The organism is Pseudomonas sp. NPDC088885 (assembly GCF_044750025.1).
Classification (GTDB): domain Bacteria; phylum Pseudomonadota; class Gammaproteobacteria; order Pseudomonadales; family Pseudomonadaceae; genus Aquipseudomonas; species Aquipseudomonas rustica.
Genome location: NZ_JBIVJB010000014.1, coordinates 55,868 through 78,797 on the forward strand (window position 1 = coordinate 55,868; position 22,930 = coordinate 78,797).

General features: G+C 59.0%; 19 protein-coding genes. 9 read left to right on the forward strand and 10 right to left on the reverse strand.

Annotation, left to right across the window (positions count from 1 at the left end; genetic code table 11):
* The first annotated feature begins 172 nt into the window (after positions 1 to 172).
* Entirely contained in the window at positions 173 to 2,602 is a 2,430-nt protein-coding gene (locus tag ACIP1X_RS09595) for a TonB-dependent siderophore receptor (RefSeq protein WP_400751435.1), read from the forward strand.
* Between the two features lie 215 nt (positions 2,603 to 2,817).
* Here the strand turns inward: ACIP1X_RS09595 and ACIP1X_RS09600 are convergent, their stop codons facing one another.
* Complete coding sequence (locus tag ACIP1X_RS09600) at positions 2,818 to 3,693, reverse strand: helix-turn-helix domain-containing protein (RefSeq protein WP_400751438.1); 876 nt, start codon at positions 3,691 to 3,693, stop codon at positions 2,818 to 2,820.
* Positions 3,694 to 3,832: 139 nt separating this feature from the next.
* On the opposite strand from ACIP1X_RS09600, the gene ACIP1X_RS09605 reads away from it, so the two are divergent.
* Positions 3,833 to 4,735 (forward strand): DMT family transporter, encoded by a 903-nt coding sequence (locus tag ACIP1X_RS09605; protein ID WP_400751441.1) that lies wholly within the window; start codon positions 3,833 to 3,835, stop codon positions 4,733 to 4,735.
* A gap of 19 nt (positions 4,736 to 4,754) precedes the next feature.
* Here the strand turns inward: ACIP1X_RS09605 and ACIP1X_RS09610 are convergent, their stop codons facing one another.
* Together ACIP1X_RS09610 and ACIP1X_RS09615 are read right to left on the reverse strand one after the other, a co-directional pair.
* Positions 4,755 to 5,261, reverse strand: a complete 507-nt coding sequence (locus ACIP1X_RS09610) for a DUF2165 domain-containing protein (protein ID WP_053117265.1) — start codon at positions 5,259 to 5,261, stop codon at positions 4,755 to 4,757.
* 146 nt (positions 5,262 to 5,407) lie between these two features.
* The gene (locus ACIP1X_RS09615; protein WP_400751444.1) at positions 5,408 to 6,382 is read right to left on the reverse strand and encodes a 2-hydroxyacid dehydrogenase; all 975 of its coding nucleotides are present in this window, start codon (positions 6,380 to 6,382) and stop codon (positions 5,408 to 5,410) included.
* 628 nt (positions 6,383 to 7,010) lie between these two features.
* Between ACIP1X_RS09615 and ACIP1X_RS09620 the strand changes: the two genes are divergently transcribed.
* Positions 7,011 to 7,469, forward strand: a complete 459-nt coding sequence (locus ACIP1X_RS09620) for a hypothetical protein (RefSeq protein ID WP_400751446.1) — start codon at positions 7,011 to 7,013, stop codon at positions 7,467 to 7,469.
* A 110-nt stretch (positions 7,470 to 7,579) separates the two neighbouring features.
* Here ACIP1X_RS09620 and ACIP1X_RS09625 read toward each other — a convergent pair whose 3' ends face one another.
* Positions 7,580 to 7,954: a DUF6124 family protein gene (locus tag ACIP1X_RS09625; protein WP_400751449.1), complete on the reverse strand. Its 375-nt coding sequence runs from the start codon at positions 7,952 to 7,954 to the stop codon at positions 7,580 to 7,582.
* A gap of 380 nt (positions 7,955 to 8,334) precedes the next feature.
* Entirely contained in the window at positions 8,335 to 9,303 is a 969-nt protein-coding gene (locus tag ACIP1X_RS09630; RefSeq protein ID WP_008088899.1) for a LysR family transcriptional regulator, read from the reverse strand.
* 274 nt (positions 9,304 to 9,577) lie between these two features.
* Between ACIP1X_RS09630 and ACIP1X_RS09635 the strand changes: the two genes are divergently transcribed.
* The 4 genes from ACIP1X_RS09635 (at position 9,578) to ACIP1X_RS09650 (ending at position 14,566) form a co-directional block, all read left to right on the forward strand.
* Positions 9,578 to 11,077, forward strand: a complete 1,500-nt coding sequence (locus tag ACIP1X_RS09635) for an efflux transporter outer membrane subunit (protein WP_400751452.1) — start codon at positions 9,578 to 9,580, stop codon at positions 11,075 to 11,077.
* A 238-nt stretch (positions 11,078 to 11,315) separates the two neighbouring features.
* The gene (locus tag ACIP1X_RS09640) at positions 11,316 to 13,508 is read left to right on the forward strand and encodes an FUSC family protein (RefSeq protein WP_400751455.1); all 2,193 of its coding nucleotides are present in this window, start codon (positions 11,316 to 11,318) and stop codon (positions 13,506 to 13,508) included.
* The gene (locus ACIP1X_RS09645) at positions 13,498 to 13,698 is read left to right on the forward strand and encodes a DUF1656 domain-containing protein (protein WP_007914106.1); all 201 of its coding nucleotides are present in this window, start codon (positions 13,498 to 13,500) and stop codon (positions 13,696 to 13,698) included. Before ACIP1X_RS09640 ends, ACIP1X_RS09645 begins: the two co-directional genes overlap by 11 nt.
* Before the next feature lie 10 nt (positions 13,699 to 13,708).
* Positions 13,709 to 14,566, forward strand: a complete 858-nt coding sequence (locus ACIP1X_RS09650) for an efflux RND transporter periplasmic adaptor subunit (RefSeq protein WP_400751458.1) — start codon at positions 13,709 to 13,711, stop codon at positions 14,564 to 14,566.
* Here ACIP1X_RS09650 and ACIP1X_RS09655 read toward each other — a convergent pair.
* From ACIP1X_RS09655 to ACIP1X_RS09665, 3 genes are all read right to left on the reverse strand, one after another.
* On the reverse strand, positions 14,554 to 15,834 hold the full coding sequence (locus ACIP1X_RS09655; protein WP_400751460.1) for a hypothetical protein: 1,281 nt from the start codon (positions 15,832 to 15,834) through the stop codon (positions 14,554 to 14,556). The two genes, ACIP1X_RS09650 and ACIP1X_RS09655, sit on opposite strands and share 13 nt — an antisense overlap.
* 179 nt (positions 15,835 to 16,013) lie before the next feature.
* Positions 16,014 to 16,412 (reverse strand): DUF4440 domain-containing protein, encoded by a 399-nt coding sequence (locus tag ACIP1X_RS09660; RefSeq protein WP_400751463.1) that lies wholly within the window; start codon positions 16,410 to 16,412, stop codon positions 16,014 to 16,016.
* On the reverse strand, positions 16,409 to 17,779 hold the full coding sequence (locus ACIP1X_RS09665; RefSeq protein ID WP_400751465.1) for a DHA2 family efflux MFS transporter permease subunit: 1,371 nt from the start codon (positions 17,777 to 17,779) through the stop codon (positions 16,409 to 16,411). The genes ACIP1X_RS09660 and ACIP1X_RS09665 overlap by 4 nt, the downstream gene beginning before the upstream one ends.
* Positions 17,780 to 17,888: 109 nt before the next feature.
* Between ACIP1X_RS09665 and ACIP1X_RS09670 the strand changes: the two genes are divergently transcribed.
* Positions 17,889 to 18,770: a LysR substrate-binding domain-containing protein gene (locus ACIP1X_RS09670; RefSeq protein WP_400751468.1), complete on the forward strand. Its 882-nt coding sequence runs from the start codon at positions 17,889 to 17,891 to the stop codon at positions 18,768 to 18,770.
* 106 nt (positions 18,771 to 18,876) lie between these two features.
* Here ACIP1X_RS09670 and ACIP1X_RS09675 read toward each other — a convergent pair whose 3' ends face one another.
* Together ACIP1X_RS09675 and ACIP1X_RS09680 are read right to left on the reverse strand one after the other, a co-directional pair.
* Complete coding sequence (locus ACIP1X_RS09675; protein WP_400751471.1) at positions 18,877 to 19,701, reverse strand: SDR family oxidoreductase; 825 nt, start codon at positions 19,699 to 19,701, stop codon at positions 18,877 to 18,879.
* 36 nt (positions 19,702 to 19,737) lie between these two features.
* Complete coding sequence (locus tag ACIP1X_RS09680; protein ID WP_053117285.1) at positions 19,738 to 20,202, reverse strand: hypothetical protein; 465 nt, start codon at positions 20,200 to 20,202, stop codon at positions 19,738 to 19,740.
* Positions 20,203 to 20,372: 170 nt separating this feature from the next.
* On the opposite strand from ACIP1X_RS09680, the gene ACIP1X_RS09685 reads away from it, so the two are divergent.
* Complete coding sequence (locus tag ACIP1X_RS09685) at positions 20,373 to 22,847, forward strand: RHS repeat domain-containing protein (protein WP_400751474.1); 2,475 nt, start codon at positions 20,373 to 20,375, stop codon at positions 22,845 to 22,847.
* The last annotated feature ends 83 nt before the right edge of the window (positions 22,848 to 22,930 follow it).

Sequence of the window (22,930 nt, forward strand, 5' to 3'; positions counted from 1 at the left end):
TTTGGAATGCGATCCCCTGTGGGAGCGAGCCTGCTCGCGAAGGCGTCGGCCCCGACAACACACCTGCAAAAATATTTTCAAATTGTGATGAGGTAAACCCAGGCCCCATCCGTGTAGTGACTGAAACTGCGAGTCATTCGCATCCGTTGCGGTTCTACACAGGTCATGAGTCATGAAGTCCAGGGCAAAATCGGGTTCGGTCAAACAGTGGTTAGGCGTGTCGGCGTTGAGCTTTTCGGCGTTGGCGCTGTTGCCGATGAGCGTGGCGCGCGCCGCTGAAACCGTCAGCAGCCAGGCGCAAAAGCAGTTCACGTTCAGCCTGGCCGCCAAACCGCTGCCGCAAGCCTTGAGCGATTTCAGCCGGGTCACCGGGCAGAGCGTGGTCTACACCGACGAAGCGCCGTACGGCCTCACCGCCCCGGCGGTCAACGGCCAGATGAGCGCGGAACAGGCCCTGCAAAAGTTGCTCACAAGTTCCGGCCTGAGTTTCCGCCGCACCGACAACCACACCCTGGCACTGGAGCCGCAACCCACCGCAGGCGCGTTGAACCTCGGCGCCACCACCATCACCTCGATGCGTGACGATTCGTTGAGCTACCAACCGCCGGAAACCAGTTCGGTGATGCGCTCGTCGGCCTCGCTGCAAGAAGTCCCGCAGACCGTCAACGTCATCCCGGCGCAGGTCATCCGCGATCAGGCGCCGCGCAATCTCGACGATGCACTGGCCAACGTCAGCGGCATCACTCAGGGCAACACCTTGGGCAGCACGCAGGACTCGGTGATGACCCGCGGTTTCGGCGATAACCGCAACGGTTCGATCATGCGCGACGGCATGCCAATCGTGCAGGGCCGAGGCATGAACGCCACGGTCGATCGCGTTGAAGTGCTCAAGGGCCCGGCGTCGTTGCTGTACGGCATTCAGGATCCGGGCGGTGTGGTCAACATGGTCAGCAAGAAGCCGGAACTGGCGCAGTACAACGCGCTGACCCTGCGCGGCTCGACCTACGGCGACGGCAAGAATGGCAGCGGCGGCACTTTCGACAGCACCGGTGCGCTGGGCGATTCCGGGCTGGCCTATCGCATGGTGCTCGATCACGAAGACGAAGATTACTGGCGCAATTTCGGCACGCTCCGCCAAACCCTGATCGCACCGTCGCTGGCCTGGTTCGGCGAAAGCACCAAGCTGTTGTTCGCCTTCGAGCATCGCGAATTTCTCACGCCGTTCGACCGTGGCACGCTGATCGATCCGCGCACCAATCATCCACTGGATATCTCGCGCAACGAGCGCCTCGACGAGCCGTTCAACAACATGGAAGGGCGTTCGGATCTCTATCACTTCGAAGCCGACCACGAACTCAACGACGACTGGAAAGCCCATTTCGGCTACAGCTGGAACCGCGAAACCTACGACGCCAGCCAAGTACGCGTCACCGCCATCGACACCAAAAAAGGCACGCTGACCCGCAGCATGGACGGCACGCAAAATGCGATCAGCACCGACCGTTTCACCACCGCCAGCCTCGAAGGCAAGGTCAACGTGTTGGGCATGCAGCATGACCTGGTGTTCGGCGTCGACGATGAGTACCGCAAGATCTACCGCGCCGACCTGATCCGTCAGAAAAGCCTGAGCACCTTCAGCTACGTCAATCCGGTGTATGGCCGTGAAGTCGAAGGCACCACGGTCAGTGCCGCCGACAGTGCGCAGACCGATGAACTGCGCAGCGATTCGATCTTTATGCAGGACTCGATTCACCTCACCGATCAATGGATTCTGGTCGCCGGCGGGCGCTTTCAGGAGTACGACCAGTACGCCGGCAAAGGCGTGCCGTTCAAGGCCAACACCGACAGCAATGGCCAGAAATGGGTGCCGCGCGCGGGGCTGGTGTATCGCTACACCGACGCTTTGTCGTTCTACGGCAGCTACACCGAATCGTTCAAACCCAACTCGACCATCGCCCCGCTGAGCGGCAGCAGCACCGTGCTCGACGGCAGCATCGCGCCGGAAGAAGCCAAGTCGTGGGAGCTGGGCGCGCGCCTCGATCTGCCAGGACAAGTCACCGGCAACATTGCATTGTTCGACATCAAAAAGCGCAACGTTTTGGTCGCCAATGCTGAAGGCCCAACGACGATTTACAGCGCCGCCGGCGAAGTGCGGTCGCGCGGTCTGGAACTGGATTTGAGCGGTCAGTTGAGCGAGCGCTGGAGCATGATCGGCAGCTACGCATACACCGATGCCGAAGTCACGGAAGACCCGGACTATAAAGGCAAGCGCCTGCAAAACGTGGCGAAGAATAGCGGCTCATTGTCGGCAGTGTATGACTTCGGCAGCGTGATCGGTGGCGATCAATTGCGCGTCGGTGCCGGGGCGCGGTATGTCGGTGAGCGGGCGGGTAACGCGGTGAATGATTTTGATCTGCCGAGCTATACCGTGGCGGACGCGTTTGCGACTTACGACACCCAGGTTGAAGGGCAGAAGGTCAAGTTTCAGCTGAATGTGAAGAACCTGTTTGATCGCACTTACTACACTTCGGCGGCGAGCCGGTTCTTCGTGTCGATGGGGGATTCGCGGCAGATCTCCTTGTCCAGCACCCTGGAGTTTTAAGGCAAAATCAAAAGCCCCTCACCCTAACCCTCTCCCCGAGGGAGAGGGGACTGACCGTGGGATATTCCAGAGATACATCGACCTGAAAGTAATGCTTTGAATCCATAATCGATTCGGTGTTTCAGGTCGACGTACAGCGCCAGACACCTCGGTCGGCCCCCTCTCCCTCTGGGCGGTCCGACGTTTCGGGAGGGCTGGGGTGAGGGAAAAAGGGCTCAACGCAAAAACGCCTGCCGATATTCCCCGGGCGTCCCGCCCAAAACTTGCTTGAACCGATTGGTGAAATGACTCGCACTGGCAAACCCGCACGCCAGCGCAATCTCCCCCAGCGGCACCGCCGTCCCGCGCAACAACTCCCGCGCGCGACTCAAGCGCCGCGCCAGCACGTATTGATGCGGCGGCAGGCCGAAACTGGTGCGAAACATCCGCGCAAAATGATATTCCGACAGCGCACACAATCCGGCGAGTTGACCGAGGCTGATCGGCTCGGCCAACTGGCTGTCGATGAACTCCACCAATTGCCGACGCTGATGCGGCGCCAGCCCACCCTTCAAACGCAAACCCTGACGCGCGCCAACCTGGCTGAGCAAAGTGTGGCTGATCAATTCGTGAGCAATGCTACTGGTCAGCAAACGCTCGGCAGGCTCGTCCCAGTTCAACGTCAGCAGTTGCCGAAACCGCTGTGCCTGTTGCGGATCTTCAAGAAAAGTCTGCTCGCGCAATTGCATCTCACGCGGCTCACGATCAAGCAGCGTGACGCAACCGAGGGCGAATTGTTCAGCGCTGAAATACAGGTGCGCTAAACGAATATCACCGTTGATCACCCAGCCCGATTCGTGATCGGCGGGCAGGATGCACAGCTTGTCCGGCCCGCCTTTTTGCCCCGGCTGGCCGCGACGGAAAGTGCCGGTGCCGCCAGCGATGTAGCAGGACAGCGTGTGGTGGCTCGGCGCTTCGTATTCCTGCGCGTCGTGATGGTTGGTCCACAAAGCTGCAGACAAGCCGTCACCGAGCTCGGCGCTGTGCACAAGGCGTGCGTTCGGCGAGCGGTTGAGGGCTTGAAAGACTTGCAGGTTATCGATTGCGGCCATGATCGGTTCTCTCCAACGCCTTGCATCCTACTCCGTAGACTTCGCGCTGCCAGCCCACTGCCGGACAAAAGCGCAAGAATCTGCAAGCGCCCAGGGCAAGCCTCGGCAGACACTCAAGGCCTATTGAGGAGTAAGCGCCATGAACCTGTCGTTGTATTTGCTGACCGTGCTGATCTGGGGCACCACCTGGATTGCCTTGAAATGGCAGTTGGGGGTGGTGGCGATTCCGGTGTCGATTGTTTATCGATTTGGCCTCGCGGCGCTGGTGCTGTTTGTGTTGTTGCTGCTCAGCCGTCGGTTGCAACCGATGAATCGTCGCGGTCATTTGATTTGTGTGGCGCAGGGCTTGTGCCTGTTTTGTGTGAACTTCATGTGTTTTCTGACGGCGAGCCAGTGGATCCCCAGCGGTCTGGTGGCGGTGGTTTTTTCCACCGCAACTTTGTGGAATGCATTGAATGCGCGGGTGTTCTTTGGGCAGCGCATCGCGCGCAATGTATTGATGGGCGGGGCGCTGGGGCTGTTCGGTCTGGGCATGTTGTTCTGGCCCGAACTGGCCGGGCATCAGGCCAGTCCGCAAACCTTGTTGGGACTGGGTCTGGCGTTGTGCGGCACCTTGTGTTTTTCGGCGGGCAACATGCTGTCGAGTCTGCAGCAGAAGGCGGGCCTCAAGCCGTTGACCACCAATGCCTGGGGCATGGCGTATGGCGCGGCGATGCTGTCGGTGTGGTGCCTGGTCAAAGGCATTCCGTTCGACATGGACTGGTCGCCGCGTTACGTCGGCGCGCTGCTTTACTTGGTCATCCCAGGCTCGGTGATCGGCTTTACCGCTTACCTGACGCTGGTCGGCCGCATGGGCCCGGAGCGCGCGGCGTATTGCACGGTGCTGTTCCCGGTGGTCGCGCTTAACGTTTCGGCGTTTGCCGAAGGTTATCAGTGGACGGCGCCGGCGCTGGGCGGGCTGGTGCTGGTGATGTTGGGGAACGTGTTGGTGTTCCGTAAACCGAAAACAGTCTTGGTTCCGCCGCACGGTAAGTTAGCTTGATATGAAAGAGCGCTGTTGATCAGCGCTCGACTTTCAAGGTGATGTAAATCATTACCGGGAAGATGAAGTCAACAATGTGTCGAGCCCAGTCTTTGGCGTTCCATTCTGTTGAAGTGTCCATGTCGAACCATTCCACGCCGACGGTTTGCAGGCACACGTAATAGATAAAGATGGCAACCAGAATGCCCATGATCGAAAACTTCTTGGCTTCATGGAATTCTTCCGCCGAGTCATTCACTTTTCGATACAGGTGATAGGTACCCATCAGGCATAGCACGGTATAGGTGACTTCCAACGTAATGATGAGCCAGAAGATCCGGTGGTGCAGGTAAGGCGAATCGATCGACCGATACTTGATGTTTTCGTTGGCGGTAGTGTCCATGCTCAGAATGTGAGCAACGTATTCGTAGTTTGAGTTGTAGTCGAAAAAGTTATGAATGATCACCAGTACGCCAAAAAAACTGATGTAGGCCATCAAGATGACTTTGCTGTAGCGGATAAGTTTTTCGGTGCTCAGGTTGTTCAAGGTCTTCGCTCTCCATAGCGTCTTATCGTTCATTCGATAATGCCGAGAGCTTATAACGCTGAAGTGTGAATGGGGCTGTTGTTGAATTTCAAGTTATGTAGTCAAGTTGTGGCGGGCAAGTGCAAGTTTTGCACTTGCCCGTTTTTTTATCTGCGCCAGACTTGTGGGTTGACCAGATCCTGCGGGCGTTCGCCGAGCAGGGCGCTGCGCAGGTTGGCGAGGGCACGGTTGGCCATGGCTTCGCGGGTTTCGTTGGTTGCGGAGCCAATGTGCGGCAGGGTTATGGCGTTTTTCAGCTGGAACAGTGGCGATTCGGCCAGCGGTTCTTTTTCGTAGACGTCCAGACCGGCGCCGCGAATGCGGTTGTTTTGCAAGGCTTCGATCAGTGCGGGTTCGTCGACCACCGGGCCACGGGAGATGTTGACGAGGATGGCGCTTGGTTTCATCAGGGCCAGTTCGCGGTGGCTGATGAGGTGGCGGGTTTTGTCGCTGAGTGGCACGACCAGGCAGACGAAGTCGGCTTCGGCCAGCAGTTGGTCGAGGCTGCGAAATTGGGCGCCGAGTTGTTGTTCGAGGTCGGTCTTGCGGTTGTTGCCGCTGTAGATGATCGGCATGTTGAAGCCGAGGTGGCCACGGCGGGCGATGGCGGCGCCGATGTTGCCCATGCCGACGATGCCGAGGGTTTTGCCGTGCACGTCAGAGCCGAACAGCGGGGCGCCGACGCTGGCTTGCCATTGGCCGGCCTTGGTCCAGGCGTCGAGTTCGGCGACGCGGCGGGCGCTGCTCATGATCAGGGCGAAGGCGAGGTCGGCGGTGCTTTCGGTGAGGACGTCGGGGGTGTTGGTGAGCATGATGCCGCGTTGGTTGAAGTAGTCGAGGTCGTAGTTGTCGTAGCCGACGGAGACGCTGGAGACGACTTCGAGTTTGGTCGCGGTTTCGAGTTGGGCCTGGCCGAGTTTGCGGCCGACGCCGATGAGGCCGTGGGCGTGGGGCAGGGCTTCGTTGAATTGGGCGTTGATGTCGCCGGTTTTTGGGTTGGGGACGATGACGTCGAACTCTTGTTGCAGGCGTTCGATCATTGGCGGGGTGATGCGGCTGAAGGCCAGGACAGTCTTTTTCATTGCTGAGGGCTCGACGGGCTTGATTGCAAGCAAGCTAACATTTTCTCGCTTTGATTGTCTCGGGGGGCTTGGCGGCCTTTGGGCCGACCATGTTCTTGGGTTTTGGGTGTATATCCGTTTTTTTGGTGATGGCGGATTGAGGTTTCGCCCTTACGGCGAGTCACCTTTTCCAAACGCCGAAAAGGTAACCGAAAAGGCTTTGCTCCTGCGTTCGGCCCGCTCGCTGGGGCTCGGGGTTCCTTCGCTGCGGGATTGATCCGGGGGGCAGCGCCTACGGTTTGCTTCGCTGCACCTCCTCTCGCTGTGTTTGGCTGCGCCAAACGGTCGCTGCGCTCCCACCCCCGGATCAATCCCTCCACTCAGCCTTCCGACGTCGCCCGTGGATCAAAATCAAAAGCGGTACTCGAGCTTGCGCTCATTGTGGTGTGTGGTGTGGTGTGGTGTGGTGTGGTGAGGGGCGGGTGTTTTTTTGGGGCTTTGCATATAACTGCGGTGCTCTTTGATAGAGCGAGCTATTGCGAATAGATCTTTAAGACTGTCAGTTGTGACAGGTGTGGAGGGTGAGTCTTGCTGGCAGTATTTTATTTCGTATTTTTGCGATAGTTGATTTTTGATAAAGAGGTTTCTTATGAAGCGTGAATTTTTTCTATCTTCAAAAAAACAAAAGGATGTAAGCGGTACAGCTAATGTACTGGTCGACGGCCGTGGCCCATTCAATGGCGTGGTTGATACCTTCGTGAAGGATGGTAATAAGGTGTACGTTGTTGCAAAGCAGAAATTTGATTTAAAACGATCTGCGGCGCTGAGTTTTTCGTTTGAGGCTGATATTGCTAACGGCAAGCATGAATATACTGAGGATTCGGGGCTGGATATCAGCTATATTGAGGGGGAAGTGTTTGATGGGTGGACGCGATACATATTCTATTCGGGTATTTATAATACGGGGAATGTAACTCTGACGTTTGACGGTGTTGCAGGTACGTTGAAGGCTGGGTTTGACTTGGACGTTGAAACTGATCCAGGAAGGCCGTTGAACGCTATTGGCGCATTCAGAGATGTTGCAGGTCTAAAGCATATTAATAAATAACGCGGCTCGTACTCTTTGGATGCTTTTTTGATTGATCGTTGTCCCGCGCAACTTCCACGTTGATTAATAGATGTGGAAGTTCCGCGAAGTCCTCAGGCTACTTCCAGGGATTAGTTGTGCGATGCGGATCGTGCCATTTCCACGTTATCCAACACCCGATTCACCGCCAGTTCGGCGAGCATGATGATTTGCTGGATCGCCAGAATCGTGTGCCGCTGGGGGTTATCTACATACGCGGCGATGTCGCTGGTCATGATGCTGGCCGAGGCGAGGGATTCGCAGGCGTGGGCCAACAAGCTTTCGTTGTCCTGATCCGGGGCGATCTGGAACATGGTGCTGGGTTTGTGGAAGCGCAGGGTTAAAGCGTTGGGTTTCAGGTAGTGGTCGAGGGCGCGTTCGGCGGCTTCGTGGAATCTTTTTGAGCCGGGGAATTCGTAGGGGGTGGTGTCGTCGAGTTCGGGGGGATTCGGTGTTGGTTTGATCATGGTGAAGCTCCATTCGGGAAGTGGAGTTCGCCAAGCACTGCGACCAAGCAATAGGGTGGCGAACCGTACGCGGGTTGGTCGACCAGGGAATGGAAACCCGGCAGAGCCGAAGCTCTCCCACGCACGGCTCGCCATTAAGCAAGCTTGAAAAGTGCGCCATTCTAAACCCGAGCGACCAAGCCCGGTCGCTGATTCGTCAGCGACACCCAAAGCCTATCCACCTCACTTCCGACAGACAACCGACGCACCCTGTCGGAAACATCCGCGAAATCGCCGTTCTGTAGGAGCTGCCGTAGGCTGCGATCTTTTGATTTTTAAACGGAAAGATCAAAAGATCGCAGCCTGCGGCAGCTCCTACAGGGGCGTGGTGTGTTTAAAGGTCAGTTGGCTACTCGAGCGCCGGCGAGGGTGCCGCTGAGTTCGTAGGCGGCCAGTTCGGCTTGGTGTGCGGCGAGGATTTCTGGCAACGACCCGCGCAAGTATTCGACCCACGTTTTGATCTTCGCATCCAGATATTGCCGCGAAGGGTAGATCGCATAGAGGTTCAATTCCTGCGAGCGGTAGTTCGGCATCACGCGAACGAGAGTGCCGTTGCGCAAGCCTTCAATCGCCGCATACACCGGCAGCACACCCAGGCCCATGCCGCTGATGATCGCGGTTTTCATCGCGTCGGCGGAGTTCACCAGAAACGGTGAGCTGTTGATGGTGACCACTTCCTGACCTTCCGGGCCGTCGAACGCCCATTTTTCCAAAGGGATCACCGGGCTGACCAGACGCAGGCAGGCGTGGTTGAGCAGGTCGCTGGGTTTTTGCGCGGCACCGTTGGCTTTCACATAGGCCGGCGAGGCGCAGACGATGCTGTAGGTGATGCCCAGGCGCTGCGAAACAAAACCGGAATCGGGCAGTTCGCTGGCGAGCACGATCGATACGTCGTAGCCCTCGTCGAGCAAGTCCGGCACACGGTTGGCCAGGGTCAGGTCGAAGGTCACGTCCGGGTGGGTTTTGCGGTAGCGGGCGATCGCGTCGATGACGAAGTGCTGGCCGATGCCGGTCATGGTGTGCACTTTCAACTGCCCGGCCGGGCGCGCGTGGGCGTCGCTGGCTTCGGCTTCGGCCTCTTCGACGTAGGCGAGGATCTGTTCGCAGCGCAGCAGGTAGCGTTTGCCCGCTTCGGTGAGGGCTATGCGCCGGGTTGTGCGGTTGAGCAAGCGGGTTTGCAGATGGGCTTCCAGGTTGGAGACCGCGCGCGAGACGTTGGCGGTGGTGGTGTCGAGTTGCACGGCGGCGGCGGTGAAGCTGCCGGCTTCGGCGACGCAACTGAAGGCGCGCATGTTTTGCAAAGTGTCCATGGGGTGCTCTCAAGGGAGATGGCAAATTGTGACACGAAGTTTCAGGGGCGAGACCCCCGACCAAGGGATTATCTCGTTAACCGTAACAAAGATTCACAGAAATCCCAGCTTATCGCCGCACAGGGCCTTCCATAGAATTGCGCCGATCCCTGTAGGAGCTGCCGAAGGCTGCGATCTTTTGATTTTGGTTTAAGGGAATCAAGGTCAAAAGATCGCAGCCTGCGGCAGCTCCTACAGAAGAAGCATCGATCCCCTCTCTCAGGAATTCGCAGCTGTGCCGCGTCGCATCAACAGAGCGCTTTTGCCGCTCAGTGTTCTGGCTTTTACCCTGGGTCTCAGCGGCTGCATTTCAACTGACGGAATTGTCCCGCAGGGCAAGGCGTTGGAGGCCAATTCACTGGTCACCGACGACGCCATCGCCCACGCTGCCCGTGACGCCAACTGGCCCATCGCACAATGGTGGCAAGCCTACGGCGACCCGCAACTCAATCGCTGGATCGACCTCGCCGTGCAAGGCAGCCCGAGCATGGCCATGGCCGCTGCGCGAGTACGCCAGGCGAAAGCCATGGCCGGTGTCGCTGAGGCGGCCGAGTCGTTGCAGATCAATGGCGAGTCGACGTTAAAACGCCACAATTGGCCGACCGATCAGTTCTACGGCCCCGGCGATCTGGCCAACACCACGACCTGGGATAACAACGCCGCGCTGGGTTTCAGCTACGCCCTCGACCTCTGGGGCCGCGAAAGCAATAGCAGCGAGCGCGCGGTGGATCTGGCGCACATGAGCGCGGCCGAAGCGCGATTGGCGCAGCTGGAATTGCAGAACAACATCGTCCGCGCCTACATCGAACTGTCGCTGCATTACGCCCAGCGCGACATCGTCGCGGCGACGCTTGCGCAGCAACAACAGATTCTCGATCTGGCGCAGAAGCGTTTGAACGGCGGGATCGGCACGCATTTCGAAGTCAGTCAGGCCGAAACACCGTTGCCGGAAACCCATCGGCAAATCGATGCGCTGGATGAAGAGATTGCCCTCAGTCGCAATCAACTTGCCGCGCTGGCAGGTAAAGGGCCGGGGGAGGGTGCGCAGTTGCAGCGTCCGACTTTGTCCCTTGGCGCTGAGTTGAAACTGCCGTCGGCGTTGCCGGCCGAATTGCTCGGTCAGCGGCCGGATGTAGTCGCCAGTCGCTGGCAAGTCGCGGCGCAGGCGCGCGGGATCGATGTGGCGCATGCCGGGTTTTATCCCAATGTCGATTTGGTCGGCAGCCTCGGTTACATGGCCACGGGTGGCGGCGCGCTGGAGTTTTTGACCGGCAAGAAACTCAACTACAACGTCGGCCCGGCGATCTCGCTGCCGATCTTTGACGGTGGGCGTTTGCGTGCCGAACTCGGTGAAGCCTCCGCCGGTTACGACATCGCCGTGGCGCATTACAACCAGACGCTGGTGAATGCGCTGAAGAACATTTCCGACCAGTTGATCCGCCGCGAATCGATGGACAAGCAGCAAGGCTTTGCCGCCGAGTCGGTGGCGACGGCGCAGAAGACTTACGACATCGCGATGATCGCTTATCAGCGTGGGCTCACCGATTACCTCAACGTACTCAATGCGCAGACGTTGCTGTTCAAGCAACAGCAAGTGCAGCAGCAGGTGCAGGCGGCGCGCCTCAGTGCGCATGCCGAATTGGTGACTGCGTTGGGTGGTGGTCTTGGCGCCGGCAACGACGTACCGACGGCCGAAAAAACCCAGGCCCCGAAAACCCCGGCACTGCTGCGGTGAAGCCAAAATATCTGGTGGGAATTTCCTCCTTTGGAGTTGACCCCAAACCCTGTGGCGAGGGGATTTATCCCCGTTCGGCGGCGCAGCCGTCGCAAAGCCAGTGCACGCGGTGTGACTGTGGGAATCGGGTCGCAGGTTTTGGGGCCGCTTCGCAGCCCAACGGGGATAAATCCCCTCGCCACAGGGGCTGTGTACGCCGTAGCAAATTCTTCAATTCTCGATCATTGAGCAGAATTTAATGACTCCCTTGCCCGCACCGCTGCGCTGGCTCTACTCCCTGGAATGGCGCCGTGGATTTTTCGACTGGGCGCGCAGCGATGGCGTGACCTGGGTCTACATCTTCAAGGTGTTGCTCGCCGCGTTCCTCACGCTGTGGCTGGCCATGCGCCTGGAACTGCCGCAACCGCGTACGGCGATGATCACCGTGTTCATCGTCATGCAGCCGCAGAGCGGCCAGGTGTTCGCCAAAAGTTTCTATCGCTTCCTCGGCACATTGGCCGGGTCGGCGATGATGGTCACGCTGATCGCCTTGTTCGCGCAAAACACTGAATTGTTTCTCGGCTCATTGGCAATCTGGGTCGGCATCTGTTCGGCCGGCGCCGCGCGTTGCCGCAACTTCCGCGCCTACGGTTTTGTCCTTGCCGGTTACACCGCCGCGATGGTCGGTTTGCCCGCGCTGGCTCACCCGGACGGCGCATTCATGGCCGCCGTATGGCGAGTGCTGGAGATCTCGCTGGGCATCCTTTGCGCGACCGTGATCAGCGCCGCGATCCTGCCGCAAACCGCCAGTGCCGCCATGCGCAACGCCTTGTATCAGCGCTTCGGCGTGTTCGCGCTGTTTGTCACCGATGGCCTGCGCGGGCGTAGCAAAGCCGAGTCTTTCGAAGCGAGCAACGTGCGCTTTATCGCCGAAGCGGTGGGCCTCGAAGGCTTGCGCAGCGTGACGGTTTTCGAAGACCCGCACATGCGCCGACGCAACGGTCGCCTGAGCCGTTTGAACAGCGAATTCATGGGCATCACCACACGCTTTAACGCCCTCCATCAATTGCTCGAACGCCTGCGCGTCAACGGCGAAGAACACGTAGTCGCGGCGATCAGACCGGGCCTGCAGGATCTCGCCGAAGTGCTCGACGGCTTCAGCGGCCGCGCCCTGACCAGTCCCGATGCCGCTCGTTTGGCAACTGCGCTGGCGACCTACAAAGAAGGCCTGCCGGCACGCGTGCGAACCCTGCGCGCGATCTTTCAAGACACCGATCCGAGCGAAGCCGAACAACTGGATTTCCACACCGCGTACGAACTGCTTTATCGCTTCGTCGACGACCTGCACAGTTATGCACAGACCCACGCATCGTTGGCCGATCACCGCCACGAACGCGAACGCTGGGACGAGCCCTTCACCCCGCAAACCAACTGGTGGGCTGCTGCGGCATCAGGCATACGCGCCTCGTTTATTTTGGTAGTGCTCGGCAGTTATTGGGTTGCCACCGCGTGGCCAAGCGGCGCGACGATGACCCTGATTGCCGCCGCCACCGTCGGCCTCTCCGCCGCTACGCCGAACCCGAAACGCATGGCTTTCCAGATGGCTTGCGGCACCTTTCTCGGTGCTCTCATCGGCTTCGTCGAGATGTTTTTCATCTTCCCGTGGATCGATGGTTTTCCACTGCTGTGCGTGATGCTCGCGCCGGTGATCGTGCTCGGCTCGTTCCTCACATCGCGCCCGCAATACGCCGGTGTCGGCCTCGGTCTGCTGATCTTCTTCAGTACCGGTTCGGTGCCGGACAACCTGACGATCTACAACCCCTACACCTTCATCAACGACTACATCGCCATGGTCATGGGCATGCTGGTCTGTGCCGCTGCCGGGGCGATTATTCTGCCGCCGAACAGTCGCTGGCTGTGGAAACGTCTGGAGCAGGATCTGCGCGGCCAAGTGGTTTACGCAATCAGCGGCAAACTCAAAGGTCTGGCCTCGAGCTTCGAGAGCCGCACCCGCGATTTGCTGCATCAGGCCTACGGTCTCGCCGCGGGTGAGCCGAAGGTGCAAAAGAATCTGCTGCGCTGGATGTTCGTGGTGCTCGAAGTCGGCCACGCGATCATCGAGTTGCGCAAGGAACAGGCGATCCTGCCGGTGCACCCGGCCTATGCCGAATCGCAGCCGTGGCGGCAGGCAATTCGCGTGATGGGTCGCGCGTTGGTGCGGCTGTTTCTGCAACCGAACACCAGCAATCTTGAACGCGCACTGGTCGCTGTCGATCACGCAATCAGCCGTGTCGCGGCCACCGATGAGCCGTTCGCCCCGCATTTCGATACCTCCGCATTGCGCCGGGTGAAGAGCTATTTGCACTTCATCCGCACCTCGTTGCTCGATCCGCAATCACCGCTCGCTGCCTACGCCGTCGCCAAGCCCGAAGGACTTGCCCATGCCTCGTGAAATCGCTTTCCACGGCGTGTACATGCCGACCATGACCCTGATGTTTTTCATCGCTGCGGCACTGGCCTGGGCGGTGGATCGGTTCCTGTCGGGGTTCGACCTGTACCGTTTTTTCTGGCACCCGGCGCTGCTGCGTCTGAGTCTGTTTACCTGTCTGTTCGGCGCCATGGCGCTGACTGTCTACCGTTGAGAACGTCCCCATGAAAAAGTTTTTCAGCCTGCTCGCGACCCTGCTGGTGCTGGCCCTGGCGCTGTGGATCGGCCGCACGTTGTGGGAGCACTACATGAACACGCCGTGGACCCGCGACGGCCGCGTGCGTGCCGACATCATCAATGTCGCCGCCGACGTTACCGGCGAAGTGATCGATGTGCCGGTGCGCGACAACCAACTGGTGAAAAAGGGCGATTTGCTCATGCAGATCGACCCCGAGCACTACCGCATCGCCGTCAAACAGGCGCAGTCGCTGGTCGCTTCGCGCAAGTCGACGTGGGAGATGCGCAAGGTCAACGCCCATCGCCGCGCCGACCTCGACAACCTGGTGATCTCCAAGGAAAACCGCGACGACGCCAGCAACATCGCCGACGCCGCGCTCGCCGATTACCAACACGCCCAGGCGCAACTGGAAGCCGCCGAACTCAACCTAAAACGCACCGAAGTGCGTGCGGCGGTCGACGGTTACGTGACCAACCTCAACGTGCATCGCGGTGATTACGCCCGTATCGGCGAAGCGAAAATGGCCGTGGTCGACATGAACTCGTTCTGGGTTTATGGCTTCTTCGAAGAGACCAAACTGCCGCACGTTCGCGTCGGAGATAAAGCCGATATGCAATTGATGAGCGGCGAAGTGCTCAAGGGCCACGTGGAAAGTATTTCGCGCGGCATCTACGACCGCGACAACCCGGAAAGCCGCGAGCTGATCGCCGATGTGAATCCGACCTTTAACTGGGTGCGGTTGGCCCAGCGGGTGCCGGTGCGGATTCACATTGATGAGGTGCCGGAGGGGGTTCTGTTGGCGGCGGGGATTACCTGTACGGTGGTGGTGAGTCAGGCTCGGTAGTAGCGGTATACGGTCCCTTGGTTGAAGTCCAGACCAGGGCCATTACTTGCCAACAGCAGACGGTCCGATGAATAGTCCATCAGAAAGGCTGGAGTGAACGCGGTGTTATTCTCCTCGACGAGTCCACCATTCCCGAATATCGGATTGGCTTGGCCATTCAGCCCAAGTAACAGAATGTAGTGACCTGATATACCGCCTGCTACGTAAACGTGCTGGCCCTGCACGAAAATGTTATCCCAATTGGTTTCATGCCCTGGCCGAAGAGAAGTCTCCAGAACAGTGCCACTGTTGAAATCCGGGTCATTGTTTCCGTGGTCATCGAATCCGACCAGTAGTCCTTGGGAGTGCTGCAGGATGGGGCCTGTGTCGCTGCCAGCCGCCATGTATTTACCGGCCTCGCGAACGGTGACAGCGTTGAATTCGATTTCGAAGCGCGGCTTGGTGATCAGCCGCATTCCAGGTGTTTCTTTGTCGCCAAAGATCAGGTTGGGCGAGCCGCCGGGGTTCAACATCGCAAGCATTGCGGATTTCGTGCTTCCATCGGGGCGCGCATAGCCTGCTATGAGAATGCGACCATCTGACAGAGTGCATCCACTGGTGAGGTAGGTGGTTGCCTGAGCATTCGGCAGTTTGATGTCGACTACTCCGTCCTTGCCGAAGGTATTGACAGGATTGCCGTTTGCATCAAACCTCATCACGTAAGCGGTTTCGACTCTCGCTGAGCCGGTAGCGCCGTTGGTTCCAATCAGCAGATCGCCATCTTCCAGCACCCGGATAAAGCGCCTCTCACCGTAAAATACGCGCTCATCGATTTTGTTTTCGATGATGATCTGGCCATTGTTGCCGAAGCTCTCGACCCGCTTGCCTGTTTCATCGATGCACAGGATCGCGATTTCGGGGTCAGGTGACGATACAAATCCTGTCACGCCAAACATGTAAATTCGCCCGTCCTTGCCCTGCGTCATTTCTCCACTGAACGCTGGCGTACCCGGGGCGAAACCGCCGGTGACAAAACCCTTCTCACCAAAATGCTGATCCCGTTCGCCGAAGGCGTTTAACTTCGCGATAAGAAATTCTCGATATCCCTTTGCCTCTGTTTCTGATGCAACGAGCAGGTCGCCATTGCCAAGGAGCAGTGCGCCCAACAGCGTATGTGTGCTGTCCAATTGATCTTTGAATACATCGTAAAGCGATAGTCGTCCGTCGTTGTCTGGACCCCAGGTTTCATCGCGACTGCCCGGCTGTTTGTTGGTGGTTAGATGACTCATGGCGGCAAAGTCCTGTTATCCAAGTTGAGCCGGGCCATGCATTTGGAATCACGTAGCGCGAAGTTTTCCGATGCCCACCTGGCGGTAGGGGGAATCTGCGCGCGGGGAGACATGACTGTCTACTGTCAGACTTGACAGTAGACAGTCACTCCAATTCGCGCTTACACCAAACTGTCGCATCAGCCTTGGCAAATCGTCTCCTGCAAATGCCGCCAGACCACCCGCCCGGATTGGTGTTTTTCGAACACCACGGTCGAGCGCCGATCCGTATGCGACCCGCTTGTATCGGTTTGCTCCTCGCGGTAACTCACCGTTGCGCCGCATTCGTGCAGAGCAATCCCGTGCAGTTCGCTGAGCTCAATTCTGAACCCGGGTTTCTTACCTCCAGCCATTCGAAACAATCCGCTCAACGCCTCGAAATTCAGCATCCGGCCCAGCGGCGAAATCATGGAGAACTCAGGCGAAAACCGCGCTAGCAGTCGCTCCAGTTCAGCGTCGTCTCCCTCCACGGCAAACCATCGTTCGATGGCCTCATGTGCCTGAATCACTTCTTCAAAGTATTCGCTGTAGTCGGTCATATGGATTTTTCCTTCAGGGGATTAGGCGCCAGCAGGGCGAGCACGGTGGTTGAGTCGAAGCGCAGCACGCTGACCATCGGCAGCAACGTGAGCAGCGCGGCAGCGAGGAAGCAGTAACGAAAACCCTCACCACCCAAAGCCCCCAACAAGGAACTGAGCAACGCCGCGCCGAGGCAAAAACCAAGCTGACGATTGATATTCCACAGCGCACTGGAATGGCCCATTTTTTCTGGCGTGATGCCGACAAATGCCAAGGTCTGCGCTGTGACGCTGCACAGGCTGCCGCCGAGGCCCATCAGGGCGTAGGCGATGATCAGCGGTGTGCTGGCGGGTTGTTCGATGCGCATCAGCAAAACGATACCGAGGCATTGCAAAAGCATGCCGGCACTCAGCAACGGCTTGGGGCCGAGGCGGTTGAAGATGCGTTTACCGAGCATGATCGCCACGCCCGAACCCAGCGCCCACGGCAGCATCAACGCGCCGGTCTGCGCTGCGCCTAAGCCAAGGATGTGCAGGTACAACACGGCGATCATGTGGGTGCCGGTGAAGACACCGGGCACGCACAGGTAGATCAGCATCGCCAGGCGCAAAGACGGATTCTTGATCAGTTGCAGATCGAGAATGGCGTTGGGTTTACGCCAGCCGTCACGCAGATAAATGCACAGGGTCAGGACGCTGAGCGCGAGGACGAAAAGACCGAGGATGCGGGTGTCTGTTTCGCTCAGCATGCTGACGGCGATCAACAACAAACTCAGCGCAGTCGCCGCCAATAGCAAGCCGCGCGCATCCAGCGTCGGGCGTTCACTCGAAGGCTGATCGGCTTTCAGCCAGAACAGACCCAGGCCAAACGCGAGCAGCGTCACCGGTAAATTCAGGTAGAAAATCCACCGCCACGACAACGCCTGAACAATCAATCCGCCCGCCGCCGGCGACAGTGCCGGCACCATCAGCGCTACCAGCAACACCACGCCGGTGAAATGCGCGCGCTGCGATGGCGGAAACTGTCGATACGCCAACGCCTGACCGACCGGCAGCAACAACCCGCCACCGAGCCCTTGCAGCAGGCGCCAGCCAATCAAGCTTTCGATCGATGCCGCTTGCGCCACCAGCGCCGAGCCAATCCCGAACAACAGCAGCGAGGCGAGAATCAGCCGTCGTTCGCCGATCCGTGCCGCCAGCCACACGCTCAGCGGAATGATCAGCGTCAGCCCGAGCATGTAGGCGTTGGTGATCCACGCCAGTTGCGTCACCGAGGCGTGCAATTGTTGGGCGATGTCGGGGTAGGCAATGCTGGCGACGAACATGTTCAGCAAGTCGAGGGCGAACCCCAACAAATACACCAGCGCGACTTTCAAGCGATAAGCCATGGCAGCTTCCCTGTGATGAGACGTGCAGGGTAGGGCGCTTCTGGTGATAGGAAAACGCTGGTTTGGCTGCTAGTTTGTCAAAATTATTTTGACAAGGAGCGCCGTGGACATGGTCAGTCTGGATCGATTCGACACCTTCAAAGCCGTGGTCGAGGCCGGTTCGTTGACCGCAGCCGCTGACACATTGGGCCAGACTCGCGCGGTGGTGAGCTTCAATCTCAAGCGGCTGGAAGAGGAATTGGGCGTGACCTTGCTCACGCGCAACACCCGGCAACTGGCGCTGACCGACGCCGGCGAGCGTTTTTATCGACGCTGTCTGCGTACGTTGGACGAAGCGCGACTGGCCATTGAGGAAGCGCGCTCGGAGCACTCACAGCTCAAGGGCACGTTGCGGATTACCACGACGGTGGAGTTCGCGCTGGCGCAAGTGGTGCCGGCGCTGGAGGTGTTTCGGCAGCAGCAACCGCAGTTGAATATTCACCTGTCGACGTCTTCGACGCATGCCGATCTGATCTCTGAACGGTTTGATATGGCGATCCGTTTGGGGCGCGTGCATGACTCCAATCTGCGAGCGGTGCAGTTGTCGACGTTTGAGGTGTTTGCGGTGGCAGCGCCGGGATTGGTCGAGCGTTTTGCACCGGTTGATACGCTGGCGGTGCTGGAGTCGATGCCGACGTTAGGGCATGGGCGGGTGCCGGAGATGACGGTGACTGATCCGCACGGTGCTGAACATTTCTACCAGCCGAAACCGGGTACCACGGCGATTGTTGCGGACAACTCGGCGACGCTCAGGGCCTTTGCGTTGACCGGGCAGGGTGTGGCGATTTTGCCGCAATGGTTGATTCAGGAGGATTTGGAAGCGGGACGGTTACAACGGTTGTTGGCGGATTATCGTTTTGCTCAGCAAGGGGTGTATGCGTTGTATCCGGATACCCGGCATTTGCCGCTGAAGGTGCGGGCGTTTATTGATTTCATGAAGGGTTGGGGCTGAGGATTTTCGGTGTAGGGTCTGGCCTCTTCGCGAGCAAGCCCGCTCCCACATTTGGAATGCATTCTCCTGTGGGAGCGGGCTTGCCCGCGATGGCGTCAACCCGGTCTTAGAGCTGCCCCCGCAACCCGAACCGCTTCATCAACACCGACTCCAGCAACCCCTTCGGCAACAACGCCGCCAACAGCGGCAACGCCCGGCTCCCATTGCCAATCCGGATTAGCCGTGGCGGTTTGCTCTGCTGCACAGCCTTGAGCAGTTCAGCCGCAAACTCACTCGCCGGCGTCGGCTTGTCCTGCGAAGCCTTGGCCCGCGCGCGAATGCCTTCACGCAACGGAAACCACGGCGATTGTTCATTGATCAATTGCTCGGCCTCATGCCCGGCATTCTTGGCGAAGCTCGACTGAATCGCCCCCGGCTGCACTTCCATCACACGAATGCCGAACGGTGCCAACTCCATGCGCAATGCATCGGTCAACGCGTGCACCGCCGCTTTCGAGGCGCAGTAAGCACCTGCAAACGGCGTGACCAAAACCCCTGACACGCTGCCAATATTCACCACCAGTCCCTTGCCCCGCCGCAGCACCGGAAACAACGCGCGGGTAACGCCGACTATGGAAAACACATTGGTTTCGAACTGCCGTTGCATCGCCGGCACACCGCCGTCGAGCAACGGCCCCATCGCGCCATAACCGGCGTTGTTGATCAGCACGTCGAGGCCGCCATGCTCCTGACTGATTCGCTCGCCGAGTTGCGCCAGCGCCGCGCCGTCGTTGACATCCAGTTGCACGGCGGTAAAACCGGCCGCACTCAATGCTGCGACATCGTCAGCCTTGCGCGCACTGGCCCAGACCTCATAGCCCGCCGTTTTAAACGCATCGGCAAGCGCGCGGCCGATGCCGCTGGAACAACCGGTAATCAACGCAACGGGCATGGCGCATTCCTTGTGCAAAAAAGTTGGGAAGGGGGATCAGTCGGAGAAACTACCCTGCAAATGCTCGGCGCGGAACTCCAGAGTTTGCGGGCGATAACCGGGACGCAGTGGCGGCAATGGCAAACAGTCTTCCCATGTCGAACCGGCCTGCAATTCGCCGGGGCCACGGTAGCGCGGCGCGGTGTATTGGTTGTCGGCCAGGTTGACCGTGTCACCCGGCGCGTAGGCTGCAATGCGCCAGCGCAGCTCGGTCAGCGGCACACTGTTGCCGTTGTTCATCTTCAGTTGCAGCGGGCGATCGGCCGGGCATTGCTCCGGCGCGTAGCTGATGCGCAACTCGAGGCGCGCCAGTTGCTTGATCTCGCGGTTGTCCAGCCACACCACCCACATCGCTACCAGACCGAGGCCGATAGCGGCTGCCACTGACACCGGCAAGGCTTTGGCCGGATAGCGCAGCAACAGGATCAGCCAGGTGATGACCAGCAAAATGCCGATGAACATGGGGGAGCGCTCCTTGAGTTCGTGAGCACCATCCTACCGAAGGGCCGGCGCAATGGATATTCGTAGAACAGTCGATTGCGCCGTTGGTCGGGACTGTAATTTCTGACAGTAGGCACGCGGCACCTTGCCTGCTGTGATAACCGCAGGCACCAAGGACGTGGTCGAAACCCATGGGCATCCACAGTCATACATCGATGCTTGAGGTGAATGATCCACGCGGACTGCAGATTCGCAACGTGGATTACTGGCGCGACGATGAAAACCGGCCTGCTGAAACGCGTATCCACCGTACGGCCCTCGACGTCGCCGGGCATGCCGTCAAACAATGGGATCCGCGACTGTGCGCGCTGCAAGCAACGGATCCGTTGACGCCTGCCAACCTGACTTCGGTGCATGCATTGAATGGCGAAGTGCTGCGTTCCGACAGCACCGATGCCGGTGTGCATATCAAACTGCGTGGTCTGGGCAATCAAGTGTTGTCCACTTGGGACAGTCGTGGCACGCGGCACGAGAATGAATACGATCAGCGTCTGCGCCCGACGGCGAAGTTCGAAGAGGCGGTGGCCGAGCCCCGACGCTGTGTCGAACGCTTGGAGTACGGCCGGCCGGGGGAGGGCGATGCGCAATGCAATCAGTTCGGCGAGCTGATCCAGCACTTCGATCCCGCTGGTTGCGTGCTGTTCACACAGTTCGCGATCAGCGGTCAAAGCACTGAAAACACCCGCCACTTCACCCAGGATTCTGTTGCGCCGAACTGGCCACCCTTGCTGGATGATTGTCTGCGATTGCTCGAACCGGGGCCTGGTGCGACCACGCAATGGCGCTTTACCCCACAAGGGACGCTGCACGAACTCATTGATGCCAAGGGTCATCGACAAACGTTCGAGATGGCCGTGGATGGCCGTTTGCGTGGCGCTGCTTTGCAGTTGAAGCATCAATCCAGCGCGCAGCTGTTGGTCAGCGATATCCGCTACAACGCTGAAGGCCAGGTTGAATACGAAATGGCGGGCAACGGTGTCAGCACGACGTTGCTTTATCGGCCACAGGACGGTCGACTGCTCGAACGTCTGACCAAGAGCACTGTTGGCCTGGTGTTGCAGCATTGGCTTTATCAGTACGACCCGATGGGCAATGTACTGAGCATTGAAGACAAGGCACTCCCCGTGCGCTATTTCGCCAACCAGCGCATCGAGCCGATCAGGCATTTTCGCTACGACAGTCTTTACCAGTTAATCGAAGCCACTGGCTGGGAGTCGCTCGTTACTCAGCGGGGCCCCGGCGCGAGCGGCCAGGCGGATCCGGCAGCGATCGGCAACTATCGGCAGACCTTCCGTTATGACGCCAGCGGTAATCTCCTGCAATTGAGCCATGTCGGCGGACAAGCTCAGGGTCATCAACTCAGCGCCGCTCGCTACAGCAATCGTTGCCTGTCCTGGCGCAACGGTACGGCCCCCACGGAAGCCGACATCGCTGCCGCCTTCGATGGCAACGGCAACCTGCGGGCGCTGGAGCCCGGGCGAAATCTGCAGTGGAGCCTGAGCAATCAGCTCAGTCGCGTCGCGCCCATTACCCGCGAGAGTGGGCTCGATGATCGCGAGTCTTACCTGTATGACGGCGCCGGTTTGCGCGTGCGCAAAATCACTGAATGGCAGACCCCTGCGCGCGCAGTGATCGCCGAGACCCGCTACCTGCCCGGACTGGAACTGCGCAGCCACAGCGGTCACAACCAGCAGTTGCAGGTGCTCACCGTATCAACTGGACTCAACAGCGTGCGGGTATTGCATCGGGATGGCGAGCCGGATTGCTACCGCTATGGCTGTACCGATCATGTCGGTTCGATCGGCATGGAACTGGATGCCAACGGACAAATCATCAACCGTCAAGTGTTCTATCCCTTCGGCGCAACCGCGTGGCAGGACGGCGATATCAGCGACAAAAAAACCGGCTATGCAGGCAAAGAAAAAGACGCCACCGAGCTGCATTATTTCGGCCTCCGCTATTACGCCGGTTGGCTGCAGCGTTGGATCAACCCCGACCCCGGCGAGGAAGTCGACGGACCGAATCGCTACCGGGCCATGCGCAACAATCCGCTGTTTTATCGTGATCAGGACGGCCAGGTTTCACTGCCCACCCAAGCCTCAGGCAGTGCGGCTTTGCGAATGCAGCAACCTTCCCGAGTCTTGCCACAGGTGTCATCAGAAACCCGCGACAAGATTGCTCAGGGCGCGCAAGTGATTGGCAAAACCCTTTCCTATGCCAAGCATCCGCTGATCGGCGCCGTTGGCAGTGTTCTGGAAACCGGCGGGCGGGTGCTCGAAGTCTACGATGCGCAAGCACAGATGCAGAGCCGGCAGCGCAGCACTCAGCACGTGTTGCCAACGAATGTGCCGGTTGCCAGCAACACCTCATCACTGTTGAGCAAGTTACCGGAGATGGCCGCTTTCACAGGCTTTAACCACCAAATCGGCGAAACCTCCGCACAGTCTAGCGCAGCGCCCGGTTCGCTCTCGATGCAGTTGTTCGCCGCCGAATTCGGTTCGGCGGCGCCACCGAATATATCGATGGCGCTGATGGCCGAGGATCCTTTGAAGGTGGCCAACAAGCGTGGCAAACGCGCCACGGTTGCTGCGGCGCATCATGAATAGAGGGGCTGTCTGGGAATAAAAAAGCCCCCGCCCAACCCGCTGCGGATAGGGAACGCAACGGGCTGGACGAGGGCTTCTTGTTT